Source organism: Mixta tenebrionis (genome assembly GCF_006517625.1).
Taxonomy (GTDB): Bacteria; Pseudomonadota; Gammaproteobacteria; order Enterobacterales; family Enterobacteriaceae; genus Mixta; species Mixta tenebrionis.
The window spans coordinates 1-23,466 of sequence record NZ_VHQI01000008.1 but is presented as its reverse complement, the minus strand read 5'-3'; the positions used below and the strand labels follow the sequence as shown (position 1 = coordinate 23,466).

23 protein-coding genes are annotated in these 23,466 nt (G+C 54.9%); 7 read left to right on the top strand and 16 right to left on the bottom strand.

Annotated features, from left to right (window positions below):
• Window positions 1-47 precede the first annotated feature (47 nt).
• Together thiL and pgpA are read left to right on the top strand one after the other, a co-directional pair.
• The gene (gene thiL / locus FKM52_RS13905; protein WP_141176775.1) at window positions 48-1,025 is read left to right on the top strand and encodes a thiamine-phosphate kinase; all 978 of its coding nucleotides are present in this window, start codon (window positions 48-50) and stop codon (window positions 1,023-1,025) included.
• On the top strand, window positions 1,003-1,509 hold the full coding sequence (gene pgpA / locus FKM52_RS13900; protein ID WP_141176774.1) for a phosphatidylglycerophosphatase A: 507 nt from the start codon (window positions 1,003-1,005) through the stop codon (window positions 1,507-1,509). Before thiL ends, pgpA begins: the two co-directional genes overlap by 23 nt.
• A gap of 152 nt (window positions 1,510-1,661) precedes the next feature.
• On the opposite strand, the gene dxs is transcribed toward pgpA, so the two are convergent.
• Genes dxs through xseB form a run of 3 tightly spaced genes read right to left on the bottom strand, consistent with a single transcriptional unit; the run spans window position 1,662 to window position 4,682 of the window.
• Window positions 1,662-3,527 (bottom strand): 1-deoxy-D-xylulose-5-phosphate synthase, encoded by a 1,866-nt coding sequence (gene dxs / locus FKM52_RS13895; protein WP_141176773.1) that lies wholly within the window; start codon window positions 3,525-3,527, stop codon window positions 1,662-1,664.
• Window positions 3,528-3,546: 19 nt separating this feature from the next.
• Window positions 3,547-4,440 carry a (2E,6E)-farnesyl diphosphate synthase gene (gene ispA / locus FKM52_RS13890; protein WP_141176772.1) on the bottom strand — a complete coding sequence of 298 codons (894 nt, stop codon included), beginning with the start codon at window positions 4,438-4,440 and terminating at the stop codon, window positions 3,547-3,549.
• The gene (xseB, locus tag FKM52_RS13885; protein WP_141176771.1) at window positions 4,440-4,682 is read right to left on the bottom strand and encodes an exodeoxyribonuclease VII small subunit; all 243 of its coding nucleotides are present in this window, start codon (window positions 4,680-4,682) and stop codon (window positions 4,440-4,442) included. Before xseB ends, ispA begins: the two co-directional genes overlap by 1 nt.
• Window positions 4,683-4,911: 229 nt before the next feature.
• Here xseB and thiI point away from each other — a divergent pair, with 229 nt between their 5' ends.
• Window positions 4,912-6,360, top strand: a complete 1,449-nt coding sequence (gene thiI / locus FKM52_RS13880) for a tRNA uracil 4-sulfurtransferase ThiI (RefSeq protein ID WP_141176770.1) — start codon at window positions 4,912-4,914, stop codon at window positions 6,358-6,360.
• A 109-nt stretch (window positions 6,361-6,469) separates the two neighbouring features.
• Here thiI and lysC read toward each other — a convergent pair whose 3' ends face one another.
• The 5 genes from lysC to panE form a co-directional block, all read right to left on the bottom strand.
• The gene (lysC, locus tag FKM52_RS22240; RefSeq protein ID WP_425462653.1) at window positions 6,470-6,745 is read right to left on the bottom strand and encodes an Rz1-like lysis system protein LysC; all 276 of its coding nucleotides are present in this window, start codon (window positions 6,743-6,745) and stop codon (window positions 6,470-6,472) included.
• Complete coding sequence (locus FKM52_RS13870) at window positions 6,639-7,010, bottom strand: DUF2570 domain-containing protein (RefSeq protein WP_141176769.1); 372 nt, start codon at window positions 7,008-7,010, stop codon at window positions 6,639-6,641. Before FKM52_RS13870 ends, lysC begins: the two co-directional genes overlap by 107 nt.
• Entirely contained in the window at window positions 7,007-7,549 is a 543-nt protein-coding gene (locus FKM52_RS13865; RefSeq protein WP_141176768.1) for a glycoside hydrolase family 108 protein, read from the bottom strand. Before FKM52_RS13865 ends, FKM52_RS13870 begins: the two co-directional genes overlap by 4 nt.
• 420 nt (window positions 7,550-7,969) lie before the next feature.
• Entirely contained in the window at window positions 7,970-8,566 is a 597-nt protein-coding gene (gene yajL, locus FKM52_RS13860) for a protein deglycase YajL (protein ID WP_141176767.1), read from the bottom strand.
• The gene (panE, locus tag FKM52_RS13855) at window positions 8,520-9,440 is read right to left on the bottom strand and encodes a 2-dehydropantoate 2-reductase (protein WP_141176766.1); all 921 of its coding nucleotides are present in this window, start codon (window positions 9,438-9,440) and stop codon (window positions 8,520-8,522) included. The genes yajL and panE overlap by 47 nt, the downstream gene beginning before the upstream one ends.
• Before the next feature lie 132 nt (window positions 9,441-9,572).
• Here panE and FKM52_RS13850 point away from each other — a divergent pair, with 132 nt between their 5' ends.
• The gene (locus tag FKM52_RS13850; RefSeq protein WP_141176765.1) at window positions 9,573-10,064 is read left to right on the top strand and encodes a YajQ family cyclic di-GMP-binding protein; all 492 of its coding nucleotides are present in this window, start codon (window positions 9,573-9,575) and stop codon (window positions 10,062-10,064) included.
• A 1,300-nt stretch (window positions 10,065-11,364) separates the two neighbouring features.
• Here FKM52_RS13850 and FKM52_RS13840 read toward each other — a convergent pair.
• The 8 genes from FKM52_RS13840 to FKM52_RS13805 all read right to left on the bottom strand — a co-directional run bounded on the left by FKM52_RS13840 (window position 11,365) and on the right by FKM52_RS13805 (window position 20,165).
• Window positions 11,365-12,729: an MFS transporter gene (locus FKM52_RS13840; RefSeq protein ID WP_141176764.1), complete on the bottom strand. Its 1,365-nt coding sequence runs from the start codon at window positions 12,727-12,729 to the stop codon at window positions 11,365-11,367.
• A 125-nt stretch (window positions 12,730-12,854) separates the two neighbouring features.
• Window positions 12,855-13,742, bottom strand: a complete 888-nt coding sequence (gene cyoE, locus FKM52_RS13835) for a heme o synthase (protein ID WP_141176763.1) — start codon at window positions 13,740-13,742, stop codon at window positions 12,855-12,857.
• 13 nt (window positions 13,743-13,755) lie between these two features.
• Complete coding sequence (locus FKM52_RS13830) at window positions 13,756-14,088, bottom strand: cytochrome o ubiquinol oxidase subunit IV (RefSeq protein WP_141176762.1); 333 nt, start codon at window positions 14,086-14,088, stop codon at window positions 13,756-13,758.
• The gene (locus FKM52_RS13825; RefSeq protein WP_377090106.1) at window positions 14,088-14,699 is read right to left on the bottom strand and encodes a cytochrome o ubiquinol oxidase subunit III; all 612 of its coding nucleotides are present in this window, start codon (window positions 14,697-14,699) and stop codon (window positions 14,088-14,090) included. The genes FKM52_RS13830 and FKM52_RS13825 overlap by 1 nt, the downstream gene beginning before the upstream one ends.
• Window positions 14,699-16,681 carry a cytochrome o ubiquinol oxidase subunit I gene (gene cyoB, locus FKM52_RS13820; RefSeq protein WP_141176760.1) on the bottom strand — a complete coding sequence of 661 codons (1,983 nt, stop codon included), beginning with the start codon at window positions 16,679-16,681 and terminating at the stop codon, window positions 14,699-14,701. Before cyoB ends, FKM52_RS13825 begins: the two co-directional genes overlap by 1 nt.
• 4 nt (window positions 16,682-16,685) lie before the next feature.
• Window positions 16,686-17,612 carry a cytochrome o ubiquinol oxidase subunit II gene (cyoA, locus tag FKM52_RS13815; RefSeq protein WP_141176759.1) on the bottom strand — a complete coding sequence of 309 codons (927 nt, stop codon included), beginning with the start codon at window positions 17,610-17,612 and terminating at the stop codon, window positions 16,686-16,688.
• Window positions 17,613-18,050: 438 nt separating this feature from the next.
• The gene (gene ampG, locus FKM52_RS13810) at window positions 18,051-19,532 is read right to left on the bottom strand and encodes a muropeptide MFS transporter AmpG (RefSeq protein WP_141176758.1); all 1,482 of its coding nucleotides are present in this window, start codon (window positions 19,530-19,532) and stop codon (window positions 18,051-18,053) included.
• Between the two features lie 54 nt (window positions 19,533-19,586).
• On the bottom strand, window positions 19,587-20,165 hold the full coding sequence (locus FKM52_RS13805) for a lipoprotein (RefSeq protein ID WP_141176757.1): 579 nt from the start codon (window positions 20,163-20,165) through the stop codon (window positions 19,587-19,589).
• A 267-nt stretch (window positions 20,166-20,432) separates the two neighbouring features.
• Here FKM52_RS13805 and bolA point away from each other — a divergent pair, with 267 nt between their 5' ends.
• The 3 genes from bolA to clpP all read left to right on the top strand — a co-directional run bounded on the left by bolA (window position 20,433) and on the right by clpP (window position 23,334).
• Entirely contained in the window at window positions 20,433-20,747 is a 315-nt protein-coding gene (gene bolA / locus FKM52_RS13800; RefSeq protein WP_141176756.1) for a transcriptional regulator BolA, read from the top strand.
• A gap of 318 nt (window positions 20,748-21,065) precedes the next feature.
• Entirely contained in the window at window positions 21,066-22,370 is a 1,305-nt protein-coding gene (gene tig / locus FKM52_RS13795) for a trigger factor (RefSeq protein WP_141176755.1), read from the top strand.
• A gap of 340 nt (window positions 22,371-22,710) precedes the next feature.
• Complete coding sequence (clpP, locus tag FKM52_RS13790) at window positions 22,711-23,334, top strand: ATP-dependent Clp endopeptidase proteolytic subunit ClpP (protein WP_141176754.1); 624 nt, start codon at window positions 22,711-22,713, stop codon at window positions 23,332-23,334.
• Window positions 23,335-23,466 lie beyond the last annotated feature (132 nt).

Below are 23,466 nucleotides of genomic sequence, written 5' to 3'. Positions count from 1 at the left end.
CCGGAGCATCTCCGGCCTTTTCTTTTCAGGTTCAGCGGAATTTCATTATGTCATGTGGCGAATTTGAACTGATCGCGCGTTATTTTAATCGCGTGACAAGCTCACGTCGCGATGTGGAAAAGGGTATCGGCGACGACTGCGCGTTATTGAACGTGCCGGAAAAGCAGACCCTTGCCATCAGTACCGATACGCTGGTGGAAGGCATCCACTTCCTGCGCGATATCCATCCAGCCGATCTCGGCTATAAAGCACTGGCGGTTAACTTAAGCGATCTGGCGGCGATGGGCGCCGATCCCGCGTGGCTGACGCTGGCGCTGACGCTGCCGGAGGTAGACGAAGAGTGGCTAAAAGCGTTTAGCGACAGCCTGTTCGAACTGCTGGACTACTATGATATGCAGCTGATCGGCGGCGATACCACACGCGGTCCGCGCAGCCTGACGCTGGGCATTCATGGACTGGTGCCTGCCGGAAAGGCGCTGCGGCGCAGCGGAGCGCGCCCTGGCGACTGGATCTACGTTACCGGCACGCTGGGCGACAGCGCGGCGGGGCTGGCGCTGCTGCAGCATCGCGAGCGTATTACCGATCCGGCAGCTCATGAGGCGCTAATCAAGCGTCATCTGCGTCCGATGCCGCGTATTTTGCAGGGCCAGGCGCTGCGTAACCTGGCCAGCGCGGCGATCGATCTCTCCGATGGGCTGATTTCCGATCTCGGTCATATCCTGAAGGCCAGCGAATGCGGCGCGCGCGTGAATCTCGATGCGCTGCCGATCTCTGCCGTACTGCGCGACCATTTTCCGCTGGAGCAGGCGCAGCGCTGGGCGTTAAGCGGCGGCGAAGATTATGAGCTCTGCTTTACCGTGCCGGAAATTAACCGCGGCGCGCTGGACGTGGCGCTGGGTAATCTCGGCGTGCCCTGGACCTGTATTGGCCAGCTGGGGCCGGAATCGGAAGGCCTGGTGCTGTTGCAGGATGGCAAGCCGGCAACGCTGAAACTGAAAGGATTTGACCATTTTGACGCGCGATAAGGATCTGGCGAAAAGCCGCCTGCGGCTGAGTAACCCCTGGCATCTGCTGGCTACCGGTTTTGGCAGCGGCCTGAGCCCTTACGTGCCGGGCACCATGGGATCGCTGGCGGCGATTCCGTTCTGGTGGCTGATGAACTTCTTGCCGCAGGATATCTACTCGCTGCTGGTGATGTTCGGCATTTGTATCGGCGTGTACCTTTGTCACCGCACCGCAAAGGATATGGGCGTTCACGATCACGGCAGTATCGTCTGGGACGAGTTTATCGGTATGTGGATCACGCTGATGGCGATTCCAACGGTGAGCTGGCAGTGGGTGCTGGCCGGCTTCGTGATTTTCCGCGTGCTCGATATGTGGAAGCCCTGGCCGATCCGCTGGTTTGACCGTAACGTGCACGGCGGCATGGGCATTATGGTAGACGATATCATCGCCGGCATCATCGCCGCAGGCATCCTCTATTACGCCAGCCTGCATCTGCCGCTGTAGGCCGGAAAATGTACGGCGTCGCTGAGGCGCCGTTCAGGCCGCCATTCGCTCTCGATGCCGTTTGCCGGCTATCCTGTGGAAGGTTTATGGTTATCGATAAAAGAAAAGCTCAGGGAAAGATCCGCTGAGCTTTTTTTATCGCTGCAGGGTAATTACTGCGCCAGCCAGCCAGCGATCTGCTGCTGAATACCTTCGGCATCCAGCTGGTAGTCGTGACGGATCTCATCCTGCGTGCCCTGCGGAATAAACTCATCCGGCAGGCCGAGATTCAGTACCGGCGCCAGCACGCGGCGCGCCATCAGCAGTTCGTTAACCCCGCTGCCCGCGCCGCCTTTAATTGCGCCTTCCTCCAGCGTTACCAGCGCTTCATGGCTGGCGGCCAGCTCCAGCACCAGCTCTTCATCCAGCGGTTTCACAAAGCGCATATCCACCAGCGTGGCATTCAGCGCTTCCGCGGCGGCGGCAGCCTGCGGCAGCAGGGTGCCGAAGTTCAGAATCGCCAGTTTTTCACCGTTGCGTTTTACCACGCCTTTGCCTAACGGCAGGGCAGAGAGCGGCTGCAGCGTAGCGCCGGTGCCGGTGCCGCGCGGATAGCGTACCGCGCTGGGGCCCTGCTGATAGTGATAGCCGGTATAGAGCATCTGGCGACATTCGTTCTCATCGCTCGGCGTCATAATCACCATGCCAGGGATGCAGCGCAGGAACGCCAGATCGAAGGCGCCCTGGTGCGTTTGCCCGTCGGCGCCGACGATGCCGCCGCGATCGATAGCGAACAGTACCGGCAGCTGCTGAATAGCGACATCGTGAATCAGCTGATCGTAGGCGCGTTGCAGAAAGGTAGAGTAGATCGCCACCACCGGCTTATAGCCGCCAATCGCCAGTCCGGCGGCAAAGGTTACCGCATGCTGTTCGGCGATGGCGACATCGAAATATTGCCCCGGATACTGGCGCGAAAAGCTGACCATGCCTGAGCCTTCGCGCATTGCCGGGGTGATCGCCATCAGCCTGTCGTCGTCCGCGGCGGTTTCACACAGCCAGTTGCCGAAGATGGTAGAGTAGCTCGGCAGCCCGTCGGCGCTTTTAGGCAGCGCGCCGCTGGCCGGATCGAATTTAGGCACGGCGTGCCAGGCGATAGGATCGTTTTCCGCCGGCGCGTAGCCTTTGCCCTTTTTGGTCATAATATGCAGGAACTGCGGGCCTTTCAGATCGCGCATGTTGCTCAGCGTATGCACCAGCGTCAGCACGTCATGCCCGTCCACCGGGCCGATATAGTTAAAGCCCAGCTCTTCAAACAGCGTGCCCGGCACCACCATGCCTTTCAGGTGCTCTTCGGTGCGCCTGACCAGCTCTTTAATCGGCGGCAGGCCGGTTAAAACTTTTTTGCCGCCCTCGCGCAGGCGCGCATAGGTTTTCCCGGAGAGGATCTGCGCCAGACGGTTGTTGAGCGCGCCGACGTTTTCAGAAATCGACATTTCGTTGTCGTTAAGGATCACCAGCAGATCGGCTTTGATATCGCCGGCATGGTTCATCGCTTCAAACGCCATGCCGGCGGTGATCGCGCCGTCGCCGATAATGCAGGCGGTGCGGCGGCCTTTGCCCTCTTTGCCTGCGGCGACAGCCATGCCAAGGCCCGCGCTGATCGACGTGGAGGAGTGGCCGACGCTCAGCACGTCAAATTCACTTTCCGCGCGCCACGGAAAAGGATGCAGGCCATTTTTCTGGCGGATGGTACCAATGCGATCGCGGCGCCCGGTCAGAATTTTATGCGGATAGGCCTGGTGACCCACGTCCCATACCAGATGATCGAACGGCGTGTTATAGACGTAATGTAGCGCGACGGTCAGCTCAACCACGCCGAGGCCGGAAGCGAAATGGCCGCTGGAGCGGCTTACGCTGTCCAGCAGGTATTGACGCAGCTCGTCACACAGGGCGGGGAGTTTCTCTTTAGGCAGCTGGCGTAGCGCCTGCACGGTATCGGCAAGCGCCAGCGTTGGGTATTTTGCAGTATCAAAACTCATCAGTGACTCATCGTGGAAGTTATTTATCGCGTTCGATTACGAAGCCTGCCAGCGCACGCAGCGTGCTGGTATCCAGCGAGAGCGCGGCCAGCCGATCCAGTGCGTCCAGCGCCTCCTGATAAAGGTCGTGCGCTTTGCGCCGGGCGTTTTCCAGCCCCATTAGCGCCGGATAGGTGCTCTTGCCGAGCTGCTGATCGGCTCCCTGCTGCTTGCCGGTTATGGCGGTATCGCCTACCACGTCCAGAATGTCATCCTGTACCTGAAAAGCCAGTCCGATCGCATTGGCATAGCGATCGAGATGCGGCAGCGCTTCGCGTGCGCCTGCCGCCAGTGCGCCCAGGCGTATCGAGGCGCGGATCAGCGCGCCGGTCTTGTGACGATGAATGGTTTCCAGCGCCGTTAAATCGGTCTGCCGCCCCTCCGCCGCTAAATCAAGCGCCTGACCGCCGCACATGCCGGCGACGCCGCTGGCCTGCGCCAGTTCGGAAATCATCGCAAGGCGATCGCGCGGCTCTACCTGCTGCATCGGCGCATCGACAAGAATGGAAAAGGCCAGCGTTTGCAACGCATCGCCTGCGAGGATAGCGGTATCCTCGCCGAATTTAATATGGCAGGTGGGCTGCCCGCGTCGCAAACTGTCATTATCCATAGCGGGCAAATCGTCATGGATTAATGAATAAGCGTGAATACATTCAACGGCGGCGGCGGGAGCATCAAGGCTGTCGGCGTCAACGCGCAGCATGTCGCCAACTGCATAGACTAAAAACGGGCGTAATCGTTTACCGCCTAATAATGCGCCATATTGCATCGCATTGACCAGAGGAGAACTCTGAAAGGGCAGCGGATCGATAAAGCGCGACAGCGCCGCATTCACCCGCTGCTGATAATGCGCGAGGAGTTGAGCAAAATCCATTATTCAGCGTCCGGCGTAAAGGGCGATAACGCCGCATCTTTATCATCGCTAAGCAGGATCTGCACGCGCTGTTCCGCCTGCTGCAGGGTTTTCTGTCCGGTTTTTGCCAGCTGTACGCCGCGCTCAAATTCGTTCAGCGCCTCTTCCAGCGGTAAATCGCCGCTTTCCAGGCGGGTGACGATCTGTTCCAGCTGCTGCAACGATGTTTCAAAACTGATGGGCTGTTCGGCTTTTTTTGGCATAGTAATGGTTGCTCACAGGTTTTTATCTTTAGCAATCGGACATGGTAGCCGACTGGAAATGATTAGCAAAATAATCATAGAGCATGGCAGTAAAACAGGCAGCTCGCCGGCAAAGGTGATATACTGTCGCGCCTCGGAAGCAGAGGGCTCAGGTTCCTTTGCAATTCATTGATTTTATCAGTTAAGTGCCGCCATTTTTAGCACTTAATTGCCTCAGAGCTGCGCGGTCATGAAGTTTATCATTAAATTGTTTCCTGAAATCACCATCAAAAGCCAGTCGGTGCGCTTGCGCTTCATTAAAATTCTTACCGGCAATATCCGTAATGTCCTGAAAGATCTGGACGAAACGCTGGCGGTGGTGCGTCACTGGGATCATATTGAAGTCCGCTCTAAAGATGATAGCCTGCGCGCGGCCTTTATCGATGAGCTGACGCGGATTCCCGGCATTCATCACGTGCTGGCGGTGGAAGATCGCAGCTGGACCGATATGCACGATATCTTTGAGCAGACGCTGGCGATCAACCGCGAGCGTCTGGAAGGCAAGACCTTCTGCGTGCGCGTGAAGCGCCGCGGCCAGCACCCGTTCAGCTCGCAGGACGTGGAACGCTATGTCGGCGGCGGGCTGAACCAGCATATTGAAAGCGCGCAGGTTAAGCTCTCTCACCCGCAGGTAACGGTGAATCTGGAAATTGAAAACGATCGTTTGCTGTTGATCACCGGGCGCTATGAAGGGCTGGGCGGTTTCCCTATCGGCACCCAGGAAGATGTGCTGTCGCTGATTTCCGGCGGTTTCGACTCCGGCGTTTCCAGCTATATGTTGATGCGTCGCGGCTGCCGCGTGCACTACTGCTTTTTTAACCTCGGCGGCGCGGCCCATGAGATCGGCGTGCGTCAGGTGGCCCACTACCTGTGGAACCGCTTTGGGCGCTCACATCGCGTGCGCTTCGTGGCGATTAACTTTGAGCCGGTAGTGGCAGAAATTCTGGAAAAAGTGGACGACGGCCAGATGGGCGTGGTGCTGAAGCGAATGATGGTGCGCGCCGCCTCGCAGATTGCCGAACGCTATGGCGTGCAGGCGCTGGTTACCGGCGAAGCGCTGGGCCAGGTTTCCAGCCAGACGCTGACCAACCTGCGTCTGATTGATAACGCGTCAGATACGCTGATTCTGCGTCCGCTGATCTCGCATGATAAAGAACACATCATCAATCTCGCCCGCCAGATCGGTACGGAAGATTTTGCCCGCACCATGCCGGAATATTGCGGCGTGATCTCAAAAAGCCCGACGGTAAAGGCGGTGAAGGCGCGTATTGAGGCGGAAGAGGAAAACTTCGATTTCGCCGTGCTGGATCGCGTGGTGCAGGAAGCGACCAATGTCGATATCCGCACCATTGCCGAGCAGACGCAGGAAAACGTTACTGAAGTAGAGACCGTGGCCTCTTTCTCCGCTAACGACGCCCTGCTGGATATTCGCTCGCTGGATGAGCAGGAAGTTAAGCCGCTGAAAGTAGAAGGCATTGAGGTGAAATCGCTGCCATTCTATAAGCTGGGCACCCAGTTTGGCGATCTCGATCAGAGTAAAACCTGGCTGCTCTACTGCGAGCGCGGCGTAATGAGCCGCCTGCAGGCGCTCTATCTGCACGAGCAGGGCTTTAAGAACGTGAAGGTTTACCGCCCCTGAAACAGCGCTGTCCGTTATCCTGACCGATACGGACAGCGATCTTTTCCCGGCTGGCGCATCCGCATGATGCCGGCGAGGCTGGCAGTAGCCGCCTTCGTCCCGGTGAGCATTAGTTAAGCCTGCCGGGCAGAAGGCTGGCCTGTCGACGCCATTCAATCAGCCTGTCGATGCGTCCCGCACAGATTTTTAAGCTATGCTGCAACTGCAGGCTGTAGCTGACGGCGTCTCCCCAGCTTTTACCCATAAATAGCGGCTGTTCGCAAGGCTGAAATAGCGTTTCAGGAGGAAGCCGCAGCAGCGGTACGCTGGGCGGACGCTGCGCGCAGGAGGTTAATAACAGAATCAGGCACAGGCTGAGCAGCGCAAGGACTGGTTTTGATCGCATGGTGATATTCCCGTTGCATCGCGTTATGTTGCTGAGCGGCGGCTTTTTCCTGTTGTAATTGTTTAGCCGCCAGCCTGCGGTTAAGTTGTTCATACTGACGCAGGTCTTCAATTAAATGTTGTTGCTGAATAAGCTGATCCATTAACGCTATTTTTTCCTGCTCCTTTTGCCTGAGGCTATTACGCTGCTGCTGATTAATAGTAAATTGCAATAACAGCATCACAATTAGCACGGCAATTATGGCGCTCCAGCGAATAAATCTCATAACGTTACCCTTTCTTTTATCCAGCCATAAATAAAAGCCTGGTTTTGTGGACGGGATTCGGTTATTTGCAAATAGCGTGCGCCCTGGCTGCAGTTAAGCGCTTTGAGCATCACCCGTTCGCCTTCTGCGCCGCGCTGAGTGAGAAAAATATCCAGCGCGCTAAGCGTGAGCGGGCCGATATTGCCATCGGCGATAAGGCGGCCGTAAAGTTTTTGCTGCTGGCTGAACGCGTTTAACCAGCGCTGAAGCCAGCTAATCGCTGGCACCGGCCCCATATTAACGCCGGTATCGCACAGCTTAACGGCGATGGCCTGAGAAACCTGCGCCAGCCGATCCAGCCTGGGGCCGCTCCAGTAGTCGTTATACAGAATGGTTAATGCCGTAGCCTGCGGCAGCTCGGCCATTGCGCCAGCGTAGCCGTGCGCTCTGGCTACCTGTTCCGTTATGCCCCAGCGGGTGGCTCCGCCTTTATCAGCGGGAAGATTAATATAATCGCCTTCTTTTTCAATTATCGCATTAAATATATCCGTTTCCGTCATCGTCAGCCTCGCAATCTGCTATTTTTTTATCGGGTTGCGCTACACTATAAACTTCTGTTGTTGGACGGTAACTTTTTTACCCGTTAATTAATAAGCGCCGGAAAATAAAAAATGATAGCGGAACGGTTGGTGGATATTATATTTCCGCCGCAGCGAACAGGCGTTGGTGAGCGGAATTAGTAAGCGATGCGTTGCTGGGGCTGGCTGATAACCCGGTGAAGCCGGTATGACATATGACATGGCGACTATTTTTTATTGCCGTAGCGATAATTTTTATCGCTTAATTTTTAGCGTAGCCTGGCTCAGGCGGGCACGTATATATCCAGCGGCGCCGGCCTGGCGCGCTGGCAGAGCGGGAAAAGGAATAAGAATTTACTGACCATTGCTGAACAATATTTCGTCAGCAATGGCTTATCTGCATTAGTCCTGATAGGCGTAAATGCCTGCCGCCAGTACCAGCTGCTCTGCGACTTCACGCGCCTTTTCTTTTCCCACCAGCAGATCGATAAGCTTCAGGGCGAAATCCATCGCCGTACCTGGCCCCTGGCTGGTAAGCAGGTTAACGCGCGGATCCCATACCACACGTTTCTCCACCCACTTTTCTTCAGGAATTTTATCTTTCAGGCCGGGAAAGCCGGTCATATTGCCGACGGGAAACAGATTGTGCGGTACCAGAACCGTACCCGCCGCAGCGCAGATCGCCGCTACAATGCGCCCGGAAAGGTGGAACTGCTGCACCGTTTCTACCAGCAGCGGGCTATCGTGAAAAGCCTGCGCGCCTTTCAGGCCGCCTGGCAGTACGATGGCGTCAAAATGACCATCCGCCACCTCTACCAGCCTGCTGTCCGCCAGCAGCCTGACGCCGCGTGAGCAAAGGATTTGCCGATCGCCATCGCCATTCACGCTGGCGGTAGTAACCCTGATGCCCGCGCGCGCCAGCAGATCGATCGCCGTGACCGCTTCGATCTCTTCAGTGCCATGTGCCAGGCAGACCAGCACCGATACGTTCGCGCTCATAATTTTGCTCCTTTCGCTTGATCATTTCATACAGACGGCTGTTTTCCGGCGTGGCGATGCCTTGCGCCCGCGCCCGCAGCAGCAGGTAACCGGTAATATAATCTATCTCAGTACGCCGCTGCGCCCGCACGTCCTGTAGCATAGAAGAGACATTCAGCGCGGTATTGGCTATCACCGAGTACACATAATCCTGCAGCTGCTGCGCGCTGGTGTGAACGCCTTCTCTTTCCATAACCGCCGCCGCCTCTGCGCACAGCAGGGCGATCTGCTCAGGCCAGGCGAGCAGTGCTCCGTTGAGACAATCGTTGACCACGCTGAGCGGATTTATTACACAGTTAACCGCCAGTTTTTGCCAGCAGGCGGCGGTGACATCATTATGCCAGGCCACGTCCGGCAGCGCCTGATGCAGCGTCTCCGCCAGCTCGCTCAGCGACGCGCTTTCGGGCGAAGCGGGGCCAATATGGGTAATACCGCTGGCGACGTGCACAATTACCGTATTGTCACGTTTTGCTGCATGGGTAGTAATGCCGCGCAGCAGCGGCTGCGTGACTCCGCGCAGCTCTTCCAGCGTACCCATGCCGTTGTGCAGCAGCAGAATCGGGCAATCGGGCGGCAACAGCGCCTGAATATTTTTTACCGCGCCGGAAACCTGCCACGCCTTTAGCGTGACCAGCAGCAGATCGCTGCTGCTGAGAAACAGCGGATCGTTGGCGATAAAGGTGTTATTGCTGGCGACGCCGTTTGTGCCGATAACGTTGACCGAGCAATAGGGCTGCGGTACGCGCAGCCAACCCTGAACCTCATGGCCCTGACGATTAAGTGCGGTCAGCCAGAGCTGACCCAGGGCGCCGCAGCCGAGTACCGTAATTTTCATGCTTCCTCCCGCAGGCGAAGTTTCAAGGCCTTAACGGCGAGTTAATTGATAATCACTGTGCGCACAGGCTGTTTTCTTTGCCCGGCGCAAGCAGGTATTATGCATGTCACTTTAGAGTCTGGAGACAAAATAATGCCATCTTTCGATATCGTTTCTGAAATCGACATGCAGGAAGTGCGTAACGCCGTTGAAAACGCCAACCGTGAACTCTCAACCCGCTTCGATTTTCGCAACGTCAGCGCCAGCATCGAGCTGAATGAAAAAGCGCAGACCATTAAAGTGACCACCGAATCTGATTTTCAGGTGAAACAGCTGGTCGATATTCTACGCGAGAAGCTGCTGAAGCGGGGAATTGAGGGTGCGGCGCTGGAAGTGCCGGATCAGATTGAGCACAGCGGCAAAAACTGGAGTCTCGATCTCAAGCTGAAGCAGGGCATTGAGAGCGATATGGCGAAAAAAATCGTTAAGCTGATTAAAGACAGCAAAATCAAAGTGCAGCCGCAGATTCAGGGCGAAGAAGTGCGCGTTAACGGTAAATCACGCGACGATCTGCAAAGCGCTATCGCACTGGTGCGCGGCGGCAACCTGGGGCAGCCGTTCCAGTTTAAAAACTTCCGCGATTAATCAAGGTACGGCTGCGCTATTGTGAGGCGCAGCCGCTACTTAAGACAGAGAGGCCTGGCTGCGCATCGCGATAACCCGTTCCTGGGTTAATTAATTGTTTTGCCTGCTGACGGCCGACGCCGGACTTAAGGCGGAAATGGCGCGATACGCGCTTTTGCGTTAATTAACCGCTTTACCTGCTGACAATTAACAACGGACTTAAGACGAAAACGTCGCGATAACCCGTTCCAGGGTTAATTAATCGTTTTGCCTGCTGACAGTCAACGCCGGACTTAAGGCGAAAATGGCGCGATACGCGCTTTTGCGTTAATTAACCGCTTTACCTGCTGACAATTAACAACGGACTTAAGACGNCGCAGCCGCTACTTAAGACAGAGAGGCCTGGCTGCGCATCGCGATAACCCGTTCCTGGGTTAATTAATTGTTTTGCCTGCTGACGGCCGACGCCGGACTTAAGGCGAAAATGGCGCGATACGCGCTTTTGCGTTAATTAACCGCTTTACCTGCTGACAATTAACAACGGACTTAAGACGAAAACGTCGCGATAACCCGTTCCTGGGTTAATTAATCGTTTTGCCTGCTGACGGCCGACGCCGGACTTAAGGCGAAAATGGCGCGATACGCGCTTTTGCGTTAATTAACCGCTTTACCTGCTGACAATTAACAACGGACTTAAGACGAAAACGTCGCGATAACCCGTTCCTGGGTTAATTAATCGTTTTGCCTGCTGACGGCCGACGCCGGACTTAAGGCGAAAATGGCGCGATACGCGCTTTTGCGTTAATTAACCGCTTTACCTGCTGACAATTAACAACGGACTTAAGACGAAAACGTCGCGATAACCCGTTCCTGGGTTAATTAATCGTTTTGCCTGCTGACGGCCGACGCCGGACTTAAGGCGAAAATGGCGCGATACGCGCTTTTGCGTTAATTAACCGCTTTACCTGCTGACAATTAACAACAGACTTAACACGAAAACATCGCGATACGCGCTTTTGCTTTAATTAATCGCTTCACCTGCTGACAGCCGACGCCGGACTTAAGGCGCAGGGAGGCCAGATCGAAGAGTAAAGCGTCCCGCGCCAGGGAAGGCGCGGGCCGAGCGGTCAGGGATGACATTTAGCGTCTTTACGATCGAACTGGCCTTCCTGTGCAGGCGCCGTCCAGCATGCAAAGAGTATTAAAGATATAAACAAGGCCGCACTGTGCGGCCTTTACCATACAATAACCTGCAACCTGCAACCTGCAACCTGCAACCTGCAACCTGCAACCTGCAACCTGCAACCTGCAACCTGCAACCTTACGCGCTGGCGAGCAGCGCCTCCAGCTCAACCCGGCTGGTCACCTTGCTGTCAATTTTTACATAGGCGCTGCGCTCTTCCGGTACGATAAACACTGAAGAGACGCCGGGCTGCGCCCGTAACTTCTGTTCCAGACGCGCATCATTCAACGCATGCTCGCTCAAAACAATACGCAGACTGCTCACATAGGGCGGTTCCTGCATCGTCGTGCTTAACAACAGCCACAGCGTAGCCACTATCGCCCCCAACAGAAACACCGTCTGGGCATCAAAATTCTGGAACACCCAACCGCCGAGACTGCCGCCGATCGCCACGCCGAGAAACTGGCTGGTGGAATAAATTCCCATCGCGGTGCCCTTATAACCTGCCGGCGACTCTTTACTGATCAGCGAAGGCAGAATCGCCTCCATCAAATTAAACGCCACGAAAAAAAGCTGTACGCCGGTCACCAGCGTCCAGAAATGACCGCCGGCGCCCCACAGCACAATCTCCGCGACCAGAATCAGCGCCACGCAGCAGATAAACACCCGCTTCATGCGGCGCTTTACTTCGGCGTAAATAATAAAGGGCACCACGGCGACGAAGGCAATCAGCATCGTCACCAGATAAACCTTCCAGTGCTGCTGCGCCGGAAATCCCGCCTGTTCAAACTGGCCGGGCAGGGCGACAAAGCTTGACATCAGCAACACATGCAGACAAAGAATGCCGACGTTCAGCTTCAGCAGGCGCGGCTGCATTAACACTTCACGTATACTGCCTTTCACCATGCCCGATTCGCGATTCAGCACATGATGCGGCGCATTCGGCACCACCAGCAGCGTAATCACAATGCCGAGGCTGGCGAGTATCGCAATCATCCAGAACAGCGCATGCAAACCGAAAGCGTGAGTAACAATCGGGCCCAGCACCATGGCGATAGCGAACGTAATGCCGAAGCTAATGCCGATAAACGCCATCGCCTTGGTACGATTTTGCTCGCGCGTCAGATCGGAAAGCAGCGCCATCACGGCGGCGGCGATGGCGCCGGAGCCTTGCAAAGCGCGTCCCAGGATCACGCCCCAGATAGATACGGTACTGGCGGCGATAACGCTGCCGGCGACAAACACCAGCAGCCCGCCGACGATCAGCGGCTTACGGCCGATACGATCGGAAAGCAGGCCAAAGGGTATCTGAAAAATAGCCTGCGCCAGACCATAAATACCGATCGCCAGGCCAATCAATGCTTCGCTGGCGCCCTGTAACGCCATGCCGTAAGTGGTCAGCACGGGCAACACCATAAACATGCCCAGCATACGTAAAGAAAAAACGGCGCCTAAACCCCAGGTTGCCCGCAGTTCAACCGGTGTCATTTTATTATCGTTCATTACAACCTCAGTATTATTGCCGACAACATTTTAAGCAGCAGGGCAGGGCGGGTAAAACAGAAGTGTTTAAGCAGTCGTAACAAAAAGAAAGGGCGCAGATGCGCCCTGAGAGATGTTGCTTGCGATTAGCGTACCCAGGTCAGCAGATCGTGAGAAGCCGGAGCCATAAAATCTACCGACATCATCACGCTCAGCGCGGTGATGGCAACGATGGAAAATACGAACAGCTTACGCGCCCAAACGCGATCGTTAGAGGTTTTATAACCCGAAAGCGCCATTCCCAGCCACCACACGCTAACTGCCGCCGCAACTACCAGATATTTGTAGCCAGCGTAGCCGCCCAGCGACAGCATCAGCGTGGCGATCATAAACGCCAGAATATAGAGCGTGATATGGTTTTTCGCCACGGAAATGCCTTTCACCACCGGCAGAACCGGTATGTTCGCTGCCTGGTAATCTTTAAAGCGGAAAATGGCAATCGCATAGGAATGCGGCATCTGCCACAGGCTAAAGATCGCCAGCAGGATCAGCGCGCCAGCATCAAACTCATTGGTCACCGCGCAGTAGCCGATCACCGGCGGCGCGGCGCCGGAGAGGCTGCCAATCAGCGTACCGTAAACCGAGTTACGCTTCATATAAAGGCTATAGATGCCGACGTACACCACGAAGCCCATCACCGCCAGCCACATGGCCAGCGGGTTTGCTCCGAAATACAGCAACGCAAAGCCAGCAATACCTAATACGGTTGCATAAACCAGGGTTACTTTCGGAGAGATGAGGCCTTTAACCAGCACTCGATTCTTGGTTCTCTCCATTTTTCTGTCGATGTCGCGGTCGATAAAGTTGTTGTAAACACAACCTGATGCGACCACCAGCGAAACACCAACGAGGGCGGTGAGAAACAGGGTGTAATCAATACTGCCTTTGGCAGCCAGCAGAAAACCCCCGATAACAGAAATTAAATTCCCGAAAATAATTCCTGGTTTTGTTACTTGCAGGTATTGCTTAATCATCACGAGCGACTCTTTAGTGGGACATCATCATGTTGTAATTGAGATTCCACATGATCCACAGCGAGCCAACGACGACTATCAGAATAATGATGGCGGAGAAAACAATCGCCACAAAGTTCCAGCCGCCTTCAGATTTGGTATCCAGATGCAGGAAGAAAACCAGATGAACCAGCACCTGGACTACCGCACACACCAGAACCACGCTGAGAATTGTGCCATGCGAAGCGCCGCCATCCATTACCATCCAGAACGGAATCGCCGTCAGGATGACAGAGAGGATGAAGCCGATCATATATGACTTCACGCTGCCGTGAGAGGCGCCATGTTCGTTAACAGAATGACTCATTACATGGCCCCCATCAGATAGACAACGGTAAATACGCAGATCCACACCACGTCAAGGAAGTGCCAGAACAGGCTCAGACACATGATACGGGCGCGGTTGGTATCGGTCAGACCGCGTTTCGCGATCTGGAACATTAGCACCAGCATCCAGATCAAGCCGGAAGTCACGTGCAGACCGTGGGTGCCGACCAGCGTGAAGAAGCCGGACAGGAAGCCGCTGCGATCCGGGCCGAAGCCTTCCTCGATCAGATGATGGAACTCGTAGATCTCCATCGCGATAAAGCCCAGACCGAACAGGAAAGTCAGCGCCAGCCAGCGGTTAACCGCGCCTTTGCTGCCGTTGTTCATGCCGATCACGGCCATACCGTAGGTAATGGAGCTCAGCAGCAGCAGGGCGGTTTCGACCAGCACGAACGGCAGTTCGAAAATATCTTTACCCGCCGGTCCGCCCGCCGTGTTGTTAACCATAACCGCATAGGTTGCAAACAGGGTTGCAAAGATAATGCAGTCGCTCATCAGATAGATCCAGAAGCCAAAGACCTTGTTGGCTCCCGCATCATGATGCCCATGCTCCGCATGGGCGACGTGCTGTTTAGACAGTGTTTGTGCCATTATTTCCGACCTGCTTTGCTGATATCTTTGAAGTGCTGATTCTCAATTGCTTCGATCTCTTTGACCGGAACATAGTAATCAACGTCTTCGTCGAAGCTCTTAATGACCCAGCTCGCAATCATCGCGATAAAGGAGAGACCCATCAGCCACCAGATATGCCAGATGGCGGCGAAACCAAAGACCGTCGCGAACAGGGCGATAATCAGTCCTGCGCCGCTGTTTTTCGGCATATGAATCTCTTCGTAATGAGCAGGCTGTTTGTACGCTTCGCCTTTTTCTTTCATTTCCCAGAAGGCGTCACGCTCATTGATGTGCGGCACCACTGCGAAGTTATAGAACGGCGGCGGAGAGGAGGTTGACCACTCCAGCGTACGTCCGCCCCAGGGATCGCCGGTCAGATCGCGGTTTTCGTGACGATCGCGCACCGAAACCCAGAACATAATCAGCTGGCAAAGAATGCCCAGCGCGATCAGGCCTACGCCAACGGCAGCTACCACCAGCAGCGGATGGAACTGCGGATCGATATCCTGGCTCAGACGACGGGTCATCCCCATAAAGCCCAGCGCGTACAGCGGCATAAAGGCAACGAAGAAGCCGATAATCCAGAACCAGAAGGCGCGTTTACCCCAGGTCTCGTTCAGGGTGAAGCCGAAGGCTTTCGGGAACCAGTAGGTTACGCCGGCCATACAGCCGAACACCACGCCGCCGATGATCACGTTATGGAAGTGCGCAATCAGGAACAGGCTGTTGTGCAGTACGAAGTCTGCGCCCGGCACCGCCAGCAGCACGCCGGTCATACCACCCACGGAGAAGGTGACCAGGAAGCCTACGGTCCACAGCATGGCGGAGTGCATTTGAATGCGCCCCTGATACATGGTGAACAGCCAGTTAAAGATCTTCACGCCGGTCGGAATGGCGATAATCATCGTCATGATGCCGAAGAAGGCGTTAACGTTCGCGCCTGCGCCCATGGTGAAGAAGTGGTGCAGCCAAACGATAAAGGACAAAATGGTAATAACCACGGTCGCCCACACCAGCGAGGTGTAGCCGAACAGGCGTTTTTTCGAGAAAGTCGCAACCACTTCAGAGAACACGCCGAACACCGGCAGAACCAGAATATAAACTTCCGGATGGCCCCATACCCAGATTAGGTTGACATACATCATCATGTTGCCGCCCATATCGTTGGTAAAGAAATGGAAGCCCAGATAACGGTCGAGGGTCAGCAGCGCCAGAGTGACGGTCAGTACCGGGAATGCCGCGATAATCAGTACGTTAGTACAGAGCGAAGCCCAGGTGAACACCGGCATTTTAAACATGGTCATGCCAGGAGCACGCATTTTCAGGATAGTAACAAAGAAGTTAATACCCGTTAATGTCGTACCGATACCGGAAAGCTGCAGGCTCCAGATCCAGTAATCTACCCCGACGCCCGGACTGTACTCCGCCCCCGACAGCGGCGGATAGGCCAGCCAGCCGGTCTGCGCGAACTCGCCAACGCCCAGCGACAGGTTAACCAGAATCACGCCAACGGCGGTAAACCAGAAGCTCAGGTTGTTCAGGAAAGGGAAGGCTACGTCGCGCGCGCCGATCTGCAGAGGAACAGCAATGTTCATCAAACCGACCACGAACGGCATCGCCACGAAGAAGATCATGATAACGCCATGGGCGGTAAAGATCTGATCGTAGTGATGAGGCGGCAGGAAGCCAGCCTCCCCGGCCGAGGCCAGCATCTGCTGGCCGCGCATCATAATGGCGTCCGCAAAGCCACGCAGCAGCATGACGAAGGCGAGGATCACATACATGATACCCAGTTTTTTGTGATCGACGGAGGTCAGCCATTCCGTCCACAAATATTTCCACTTGCCGAAATAAGTTAAGGCAGCGACAAGGGCCAGACCACCAAGAATAATGGCGGCCACCGTAATCATGATAATCGGCTCATGATACGGCACTGCATCCAGTGTTAGTTTTCCGAACATCGTATTATTCCTCGGCTCCCGCGTGAGAGGCTTCACTCATGTCCATGCCTTCATGACCTGACATGTCCATCTCTCCGTGGCTCATCTTGAATTTTTCAATAACCTGCCTGAACAACTCAGGATTAGCTTTGGAGAAGTACTCAACCGGATGATTCTCGCTTGGCGCCGCCAGCTTCTCGAACTCATCCATGGTGGTTAAGGTATCCGGTGCCTGTTTCGCCTGCGCTACCCAACGATCGAAGCCAGCCCGATCGGGAGTCGCGATAGCTTTAAATTTCATTCCTGAGAATCCGCGGCCGCTAAAGTTAGACGAGATGCCGTTAAAGGTGCCGGCCTCGTTGGCGATCAGGTGCAGTTTGGTCTGCATGCCCGCCATGGCGTAGATCTGGCTGCCGAGGGTCGGAATGAAGAAGGAGTTCATGACGGAGTTTGAGGTAATCCTGAAATTCACCGGCGTATTTACCGGAAATGCGATTTCATTGATCGTGGCAATACCCTGCTCCGGATAGATAAACAGCCATTTCCAGTCCAGCGCAACTACATCGATCTCAACCGGCTTCACGTCGGAAACCAGCGGCTTACCCGGCTCCAGCGCGTGGGTTGATTTCCAGGTCAACACGGCCAGGAAAAGAATGATCAGGATCGGAACGGTCCAGACCACCGCTTCCACTTTATTAGAGTGGGACCAGTTAGGGCTGTATTTTGCATTAGTGTTAGACGCACGATATTTCCAGGCAAACACCACAGCCATCAGAATTGCGGGTATTACGACGATCAACATCAAGCCAAAGGCCGTCAGTATCAGCGAACGCTGCTCCATTGCAATCTGTCCTTTGGGATTTAACAACGCACTATCGCAGCCACTTAACAATAAAGTACCTGCAGTTAATGACAAAATCCCCAAACTTTTATTGTATTTCCTGAGTCTCATTTAACGACCTCAATGACAAGGGCTCTATTGTCGTTTAAGTGTGGCGGCATTTTACGGGAAGGTTTATGCAGTGTAAACCAGCTTAAGAACGTGTCAGGACTGTGTTGACACCTTTTGCTAAGGGTGTCACATCTGTTACACAAAGTGACATAATATGAACAGGGTCAGGCAGTTGAGTTAATATAACGAAAAAAGACGTCCTTACCCGCTCATAGGAAGGGATGAATCTAAACAACGTAATCGAGCCTCAATAGTTTAACAAATTTGCATCATTTAAGTGATAATTATTAAACATGAATAATTACGCACCGTTTTTTAATATTAGACGGCGGTAGTTAAAACGGCGGGTTAAATTTTTGCGGGGAAAGTCGGACAATATTATTTACAGCTGGCGCTTATTTTTCTGAGCCAGCTGCATGGTAATTAAACGCGGCGTTTTTATTTCGTGACAGGCGGTTTGCGCAGCGCCAGATAGTCAAGCAGCGTACCGGTAAATATGCCGATTAGCGCCAGCAGACAACCGGTATTGAATAAAATCAGCGGCGATACCGACGCAGCCAGAAGGTTGCTCGCTTCCAGCGCCAGCAGCAGCAGCCAGAGCGCCAGCAGCGCGCTGCCGCCGGCCAGCAAACGTAGCGCCCAGCGGTAGGCCGCCGGCCAGCAGCGACGGACGCTGAACTGCTCGCTTTGCTGCGCCCGCAGCAGGCTGTTTTTACTGGCGGCCAGCAGCAGCAGCCCCGGCAGGGCGGCCGCGATGGAAAAAGCGTAAAAGGTCGGCCATCCCCACAGCTCAACCAGCCATCCTGCCGCCGGGCCGACATAGACGCGGCCGACGGCGGAAAACGCCGAGAGCAGCGCGAACTGGGTGGCGGAAAAAGAGCGGTTGCAAAGGCTCATCAGCAGCGCCACAAAGGCTGAGGTGCCCATGCCGCCGCACAGGTTTTCCACGAAGACCGCGCAGGCCATGCTCCACAGGTGCGGCGAGGTCACCGACAGCAGCCAGTAGGCCAGGTTGGAGAGCGCCTGCAGTATGCCAAACAGCATTAACGCCCGGAACAGGCTCAGCCGCTGCATCAGCATGCCGCCGTACAGCGCGCCGATAATAGTGGCCAGCAGGCCGAGAGATTTGTTCACCAGCCCGACGTCGCCGGCGGAAAAACCGACGCCGCGAATCAGGAAGGTGGTGGTCAGGCTGGCGGCGAAGGCATCGCCAAGCTTATAAAGCACAATCAGGGAGAGCATCAGCCAGGCGTTATCGCGATTAAAGAAATCGCGCAGCGGCGCGATAACCGCCTCTTCCAGCGAATGCGGGCGAACAATTGCGCCGTCAGGCTCGCGCGCCAGCAGCGTGGCGATCGCGCCGGGCACCATCATCAGCGCCATAAGCCAGTAGGTCGCCTGCCAGCCGAGATAGCGATCCGCCAGCCAGAGCGCCAGCCCGCCGGAAACCAGCATCGCCAGGCGATAGCCTAATACGGTAATCGCCGCGCCGTTGCCGCGCTCTTCCGGCGGCAGCACGTCGGTTTTCCAGGCGTCGAAGACAATATCCTGCGAGGCGGAGCAAAAGGCGATCAGTACCGCCAGCGCCGCCAGCATCGTCAGATGCCGCGCCGGCTCCATAAAGCCCATCAGGACGATGCCGCCGATCAGCAGCAGCTGGGAGATCAGCAGCCAGCCGCGGCGCCGTCCTAAAAAGGGCGGCGTATAGCGATCCATGAGCGGCGACCAAAGAAACTTAAAAACATAGGCCTGCCCAACCAGCGAGAAAAAGCCGATAGTTTTAAGATCCACGCCCTCGACGGTCATCCACGCCTGCAGCGTGCTGGAGGTTAGCGCCAGAGGGAGCCCGGAAGCGAAGCCCAGCAGCAGCAGCACCGCAGCGTTGCGCTGGGTGAAAATACGTAACAGTTGATTAGCCACAACGATCTTTCCCTGCAAAACGGCCCGGCGTTCCTGCCGGGCCGTAATAAATCATTAACGTGCGTTTTGTTTGATAAAATCGTTGACGCTGGTGTCCTGAGCCATATCGCTGATAACGTCGCTCAGCGTTGAGTTGACGGCTTTGGTGATTTTTTCGTTGGTGGCGTTGAATGCGCCTTCGACGCTGTAGGTCTGGCGGTAGTTTTTCACCTGCTTATTGCCGTTTTTCGCATTGGCGATAATAGAAATATCCGCTTTAGTGGTAATGCTGTAGCGCAGATTGCCCTGCGTTACGTCGGCGTAAAGGTTATTGACCACGATTTGCAGATCCACCGCGCCGTTAGGACCAACCATATAGCCGCGCGCGGTCATCTGTTTCTCCAGCACTTCCTGCAGCAGGAAACGCAGATCGCGCCCCGGCGTCAGGGTAACCAGCTGGCCGTCGCGGTTGACTTTCGCCAGCGCCTGATCGGCACGCTGGTCAGCGCCGTTAATGCTAATGGTTACGCCCATCAGGCTGGGATCCTGTTGGGGCAGCTGAATAACGGGCTGCACGTCAAGCGTATTGCTGTTGCTGGCGCAGCCAGCCAAAATAAAGGCGGCCAGCAGCGGAAGAAGGAGTCGTTTTAACATGCTTATGTTCTCATATGTCTGAATGATATTGCCGATAAAACAGCAGCCATCATATCATTGCCTTTCCGTGAAAAAAGCCCCGGCGGCGCGTAAATTCATCATCCTGCTTGTTTTTTCTCCAGCGCGACGATCGCTGTTACGCGCGCGCGCCCGCCGGCAATGAAACAACCGGGACAGTTTTTTTCTCCTTGCCTGCGGAAAAGGAAGAAAAGCGACTAATATTTAAAGAGATGGGGCGTAGCTCACTGCCGTAGAGGAGTGTAAGTCATGATTCGCGAACAAATAGAAGAAAAGTTAAGAACGGCGTTTCAACCGGCTCATCTGGAAGTTCATGATGAGAGTTATCGTCATAATGTACCGGCTGGCTCAGAAAGCCACTTTAAAGTGGTGATCGTCAGCGACAGCTTTGCCAACCAGCGTTTTCTGCTGCGCCATCGCGCCATTTACGGCACGCTAAGCGATGAGCTGGCGGGCGGCGTGCACGCGCTGGCGTTGCACACCTATACGCTGAAAGAGTGGGAGGGGTTGCAGGATACCGTACTGGCTTCGCCTAACTGTCGCGGCGCCGGGACGCTGGCCTGATTTCAGCGCGATGTTTTTTCTGAACGGCCCGCGGGCCGTTTTCTTTTGTCTGAATTTTGCGCGCTTCATTCGGCGTTTTTTATTATTTTTCGCTTAATTTCCGCCAAACTGCGAAGCCGCGGGCGGTTTGCGTTCTCGACGCGGTAAAACGATGCCGCTATAATGCGGCGTCTATTTTTCCGGAATTGCTTCGGGACGCTTCTGGTAACAGGGAATTGGGTTCTTCATCAGAGGCCGTCCCGGTTGTTGGATAGCGTGGGTTACGGTAATCCGCGCTGTCTGAAGTTGACCGAGCTCGTGATTTTTTGAGGTAACAAGATGCAAGTTTCAGTAGAAACCACTCAGGGCCTGGGCCGTCGCGTTACGATTACTGTCGCTGCTGACAGCATCGAGAGCGCTGTGAAAAAAGAGCTGGTCGAGGTAGCGAAGAAAGTCCGTATCGACGGTTTCCGTAAGGGTAAAGTACCGATGAGCGTGGTCGCGCAGCGTTACGGCGCCTCCGTTCGTCAGGATGTGCTGGGCGATCTGATGCAGCGCAACTTTGTTGAGGCGATCATCAAAGAAAAAATCAATCCGGCTGGCGCGCCGAACTACGTACCGGGGCAGTACAAGCAGGGTGAAGATTTCACCTACTCGGTTGAGTTTGAAGTCTATCCGGAAGTTGAGCTGAAAGGTCTGGATGCAATCGAAGTAGAAAAACCGATTGTCGAAGTGACCGATGAAGACGTGGATGCCATGCTGGAAACCCTGCGCAAGCAGCAGGCGACCTGGTCAGAAAAAGAAGGTGAAGCGGCTGCCGAAGATCGCGTAACCATCGACTTTACCGGTTCCGTAGACGGCGAAGAATTTGAAGGCGGCAAAGCGTCGGATTTCGTACTGGCGATGGGCCAGGGCCGGATGATCCCAGGCTTTGAAGAAGGCGTTGTCGGCCACAAAGCCGGCGACGAATTCACCATCGAAGTAAAATTCCCGGAAGATTACCACGCTGAAAACCTGAAAGGGAAAGATGCGAAGTTCGCCATCGTGCTGAAAAAAGTTGAAGAGCGCGAACTGCCGGAGCTGACCGAAGAATTTATCAAACGTTTCGGCGTTGAAGATGGTTCTGTCGCTGGCCTGCGCGCCGAAGTGCGTAAAAACATGGAACGCGAGCTGAAAGGCGCGGTGCGTAACCGCGTTAAAACCCAGGCGATCGACGGCCTGATCAAAGCGAATGAAATCGACGTGCCTTCAGCGCTGGTCGACGGTGAAATCGACGTGCTGCGTCGCCAGGCTGCGCAGCGCTTCGGCGGCAATGAAAAACAGGCGCTGGAGCTGCCGCGCGAACTGTTTGAAGAGCAGGCGAAACGCCGCGTAATGGTTGGTCTGCTGCTGGGCGAAGTGATTCGCGCCAACGAGCTGAAAGCTGACGAAGATCGCGTAAAAGCGCTGATTGAAGAAATGGCGTCCGCCTACGAAGATCCGCAGGAAGTGATCGAGTTCTACAGCAAAAATAATGAGCTGATGAACAATATGCGCAACGTCGCGCTGGAAGAGCAGGCGGTTGAAGCGGTACTGGAAAAAGCCAAAGTGACTGAAAAAGCCACTAAATTCCAGGAACTGATGAATCAGACCACCATGGCCTGATTTTCGCTGCTTTAACAGCTGAAAGCCCGCTGCCGCAAGGTGCGGGCTTTTTGTTTATTTGCTTCTGAAATCGCCTTTTATGCGCCTTATTGGCTAATTAAGCGCCAGGTTATTCAGTATGATGGTAATCCGGTTTAGCGATTGAAGAAAAGGTTGTTATGCTTGAAACAGCGGGGCAGCGCCCCCAGATCGTTTCTCGCGTAGATTGAGAAATGTAAGGCTGACTGATTGACCGTCCGGATAGCGTCGGAGAGTGGCTGCGTGAAGCGTGGTTTTCATGTGCTCACTTGAGTAGAATCGGTACAGAGTGTTGCCAATGAAATTTATCCAGGAGACGGTAATGTCATACAATGGCGAACGTGAATTTTCCGCGCCTCACATGGCGCTGGTGCCTATGGTGGTCGAACAAACCTCGCGCGGCGAGCGTTCTTACGACATTTTTTCCCGCCTGTTAAAAGAGCGCGTCATTTTCCTTACCGGTCAGGTTGAAGATCAGATGGCGAACCTGATTGTGGCCCAGATGCTGTTTCTGGAAGCGGAAAACCCGGAAAAAGATATCTACCTCTATATTAACTCGCCGGGCGGAGTGATTACCGCAGGCATGTCTATTTATGACACTATGCAGTTTATCAAGCCGGACGTCAGCACTATCTGTATGGGACAGGCCTGCTCTATGGGTTCCTTCCTGCTGACCGCAGGCGCCAAAGGCAAGCGTTTCTGTCTGCCGCACGCCCGCGTCATGATTCACCAGCCGCTGGGCGGCTTCCAGGGGCAGGCTTCTGATATTGAGATCCATGCGCGTGAAATCGTGAAGACCAAACAGCTGATGAACGAGCTGATGGCGAAACATACGGGTCAGAGCATAGAAACTATTGAACGTGATACGCAACGCGATCGTTTCCTTTCCGCCAGCGAGGCCGTTGAGTACGGTCTGGTTGACTCTGTGCTTACCCAGCGTACCTGATTACATACGATATTGTACCAGTCTGTCTGTATCATGTCGGAAACGAAAAAGGACGGACAGCCCGCTTCCGCGTTGCGGAAAGGGTGTGCAATAAATAGGGGGTAAATGAATGACAGATAAGCGCAAAGATGG

Bases quoted from the DNA above. Each gene is read 5' to 3' on its own strand.
- thiL (WP_141176775.1), top strand. From the start codon at position 48: ATGTCATGTGGCGAATTTGAACTGATCGCGCGTTATTTTAATCGCGTG.
- FKM52_RS13865 (WP_141176768.1), bottom strand. From the start codon at position 7,549: ATGACGGAAACGGATATATTTAATGCGATAATTGAAAAAGAAGGCGAT.
- FKM52_RS13805 (WP_141176757.1), bottom strand. From the start codon at position 20,165: ATGTTAAAACGACTCCTTCTTCCGCTGCTGGCCGCCTTTATTTTGGCT.
- cyoE (WP_141176763.1), bottom strand. From the start codon at position 13,742: ATGATTAAGCAATACCTGCAAGTAACAAAACCAGGAATTATTTTCGGG.
- cyoA (WP_141176759.1), bottom strand. From the start codon at position 17,612: ATGAGACTCAGGAAATACAATAAAAGTTTGGGGATTTTGTCATTAACT.
- FKM52_RS13850 (WP_141176765.1), top strand. From the start codon at position 9,573: ATGCCATCTTTCGATATCGTTTCTGAAATCGACATGCAGGAAGTGCGT.
- thiI (WP_141176770.1), top strand. From the start codon at position 4,912: ATGAAGTTTATCATTAAATTGTTTCCTGAAATCACCATCAAAAGCCAG.
- yajL (WP_141176767.1), bottom strand. From the start codon at position 8,566: ATGAGCGCGAACGTATCGGTGCTGGTCTGCCTGGCACATGGCACTGAA.
- xseB (WP_141176771.1), bottom strand. From the start codon at position 4,682: ATGCCAAAAAAAGCCGAACAGCCCATCAGTTTTGAAACATCGTTGCAG.
- clpP (WP_141176754.1), top strand. From the start codon at position 22,711: ATGTCATACAATGGCGAACGTGAATTTTCCGCGCCTCACATGGCGCTG.
- cyoB (WP_141176760.1), bottom strand. From the start codon at position 16,681: ATGTTCGGAAAACTAACACTGGATGCAGTGCCGTATCATGAGCCGATT.
- bolA (WP_141176756.1), top strand. From the start codon at position 20,433: ATGATTCGCGAACAAATAGAAGAAAAGTTAAGAACGGCGTTTCAACCG.
- FKM52_RS13870 (WP_141176769.1), bottom strand. From the start codon at position 7,010: ATGAGATTTATTCGCTGGAGCGCCATAATTGCCGTGCTAATTGTGATG.
- dxs (WP_141176773.1), bottom strand. From the start codon at position 3,527: ATGAGTTTTGATACTGCAAAATACCCAACGCTGGCGCTTGCCGATACC.
- ispA (WP_141176772.1), bottom strand. From the start codon at position 4,440: ATGGATTTTGCTCAACTCCTCGCGCATTATCAGCAGCGGGTGAATGCG.
- panE (WP_141176766.1), bottom strand. From the start codon at position 9,440: ATGAAAATTACGGTACTCGGCTGCGGCGCCCTGGGTCAGCTCTGGCTG.
- tig (WP_141176755.1), top strand. From the start codon at position 21,066: ATGCAAGTTTCAGTAGAAACCACTCAGGGCCTGGGCCGTCGCGTTACG.
- FKM52_RS13840 (WP_141176764.1), bottom strand. From the start codon at position 12,729: ATGAACGATAATAAAATGACACCGGTTGAACTGCGGGCAACCTGGGGT.
- lysC (WP_425462653.1), bottom strand. From the start codon at position 6,745: ATGCGATCAAAACCAGTCCTTGCGCTGCTCAGCCTGTGCCTGATTCTG.
- FKM52_RS13825 (WP_377090106.1), bottom strand. From the start codon at position 14,699: ATGGCACAAACACTGTCTAAACAGCACGTCGCCCATGCGGAGCATGGG.
- FKM52_RS13830 (WP_141176762.1), bottom strand. From the start codon at position 14,088: ATGAGTCATTCTGTTAACGAACATGGCGCCTCTCACGGCAGCGTGAAG.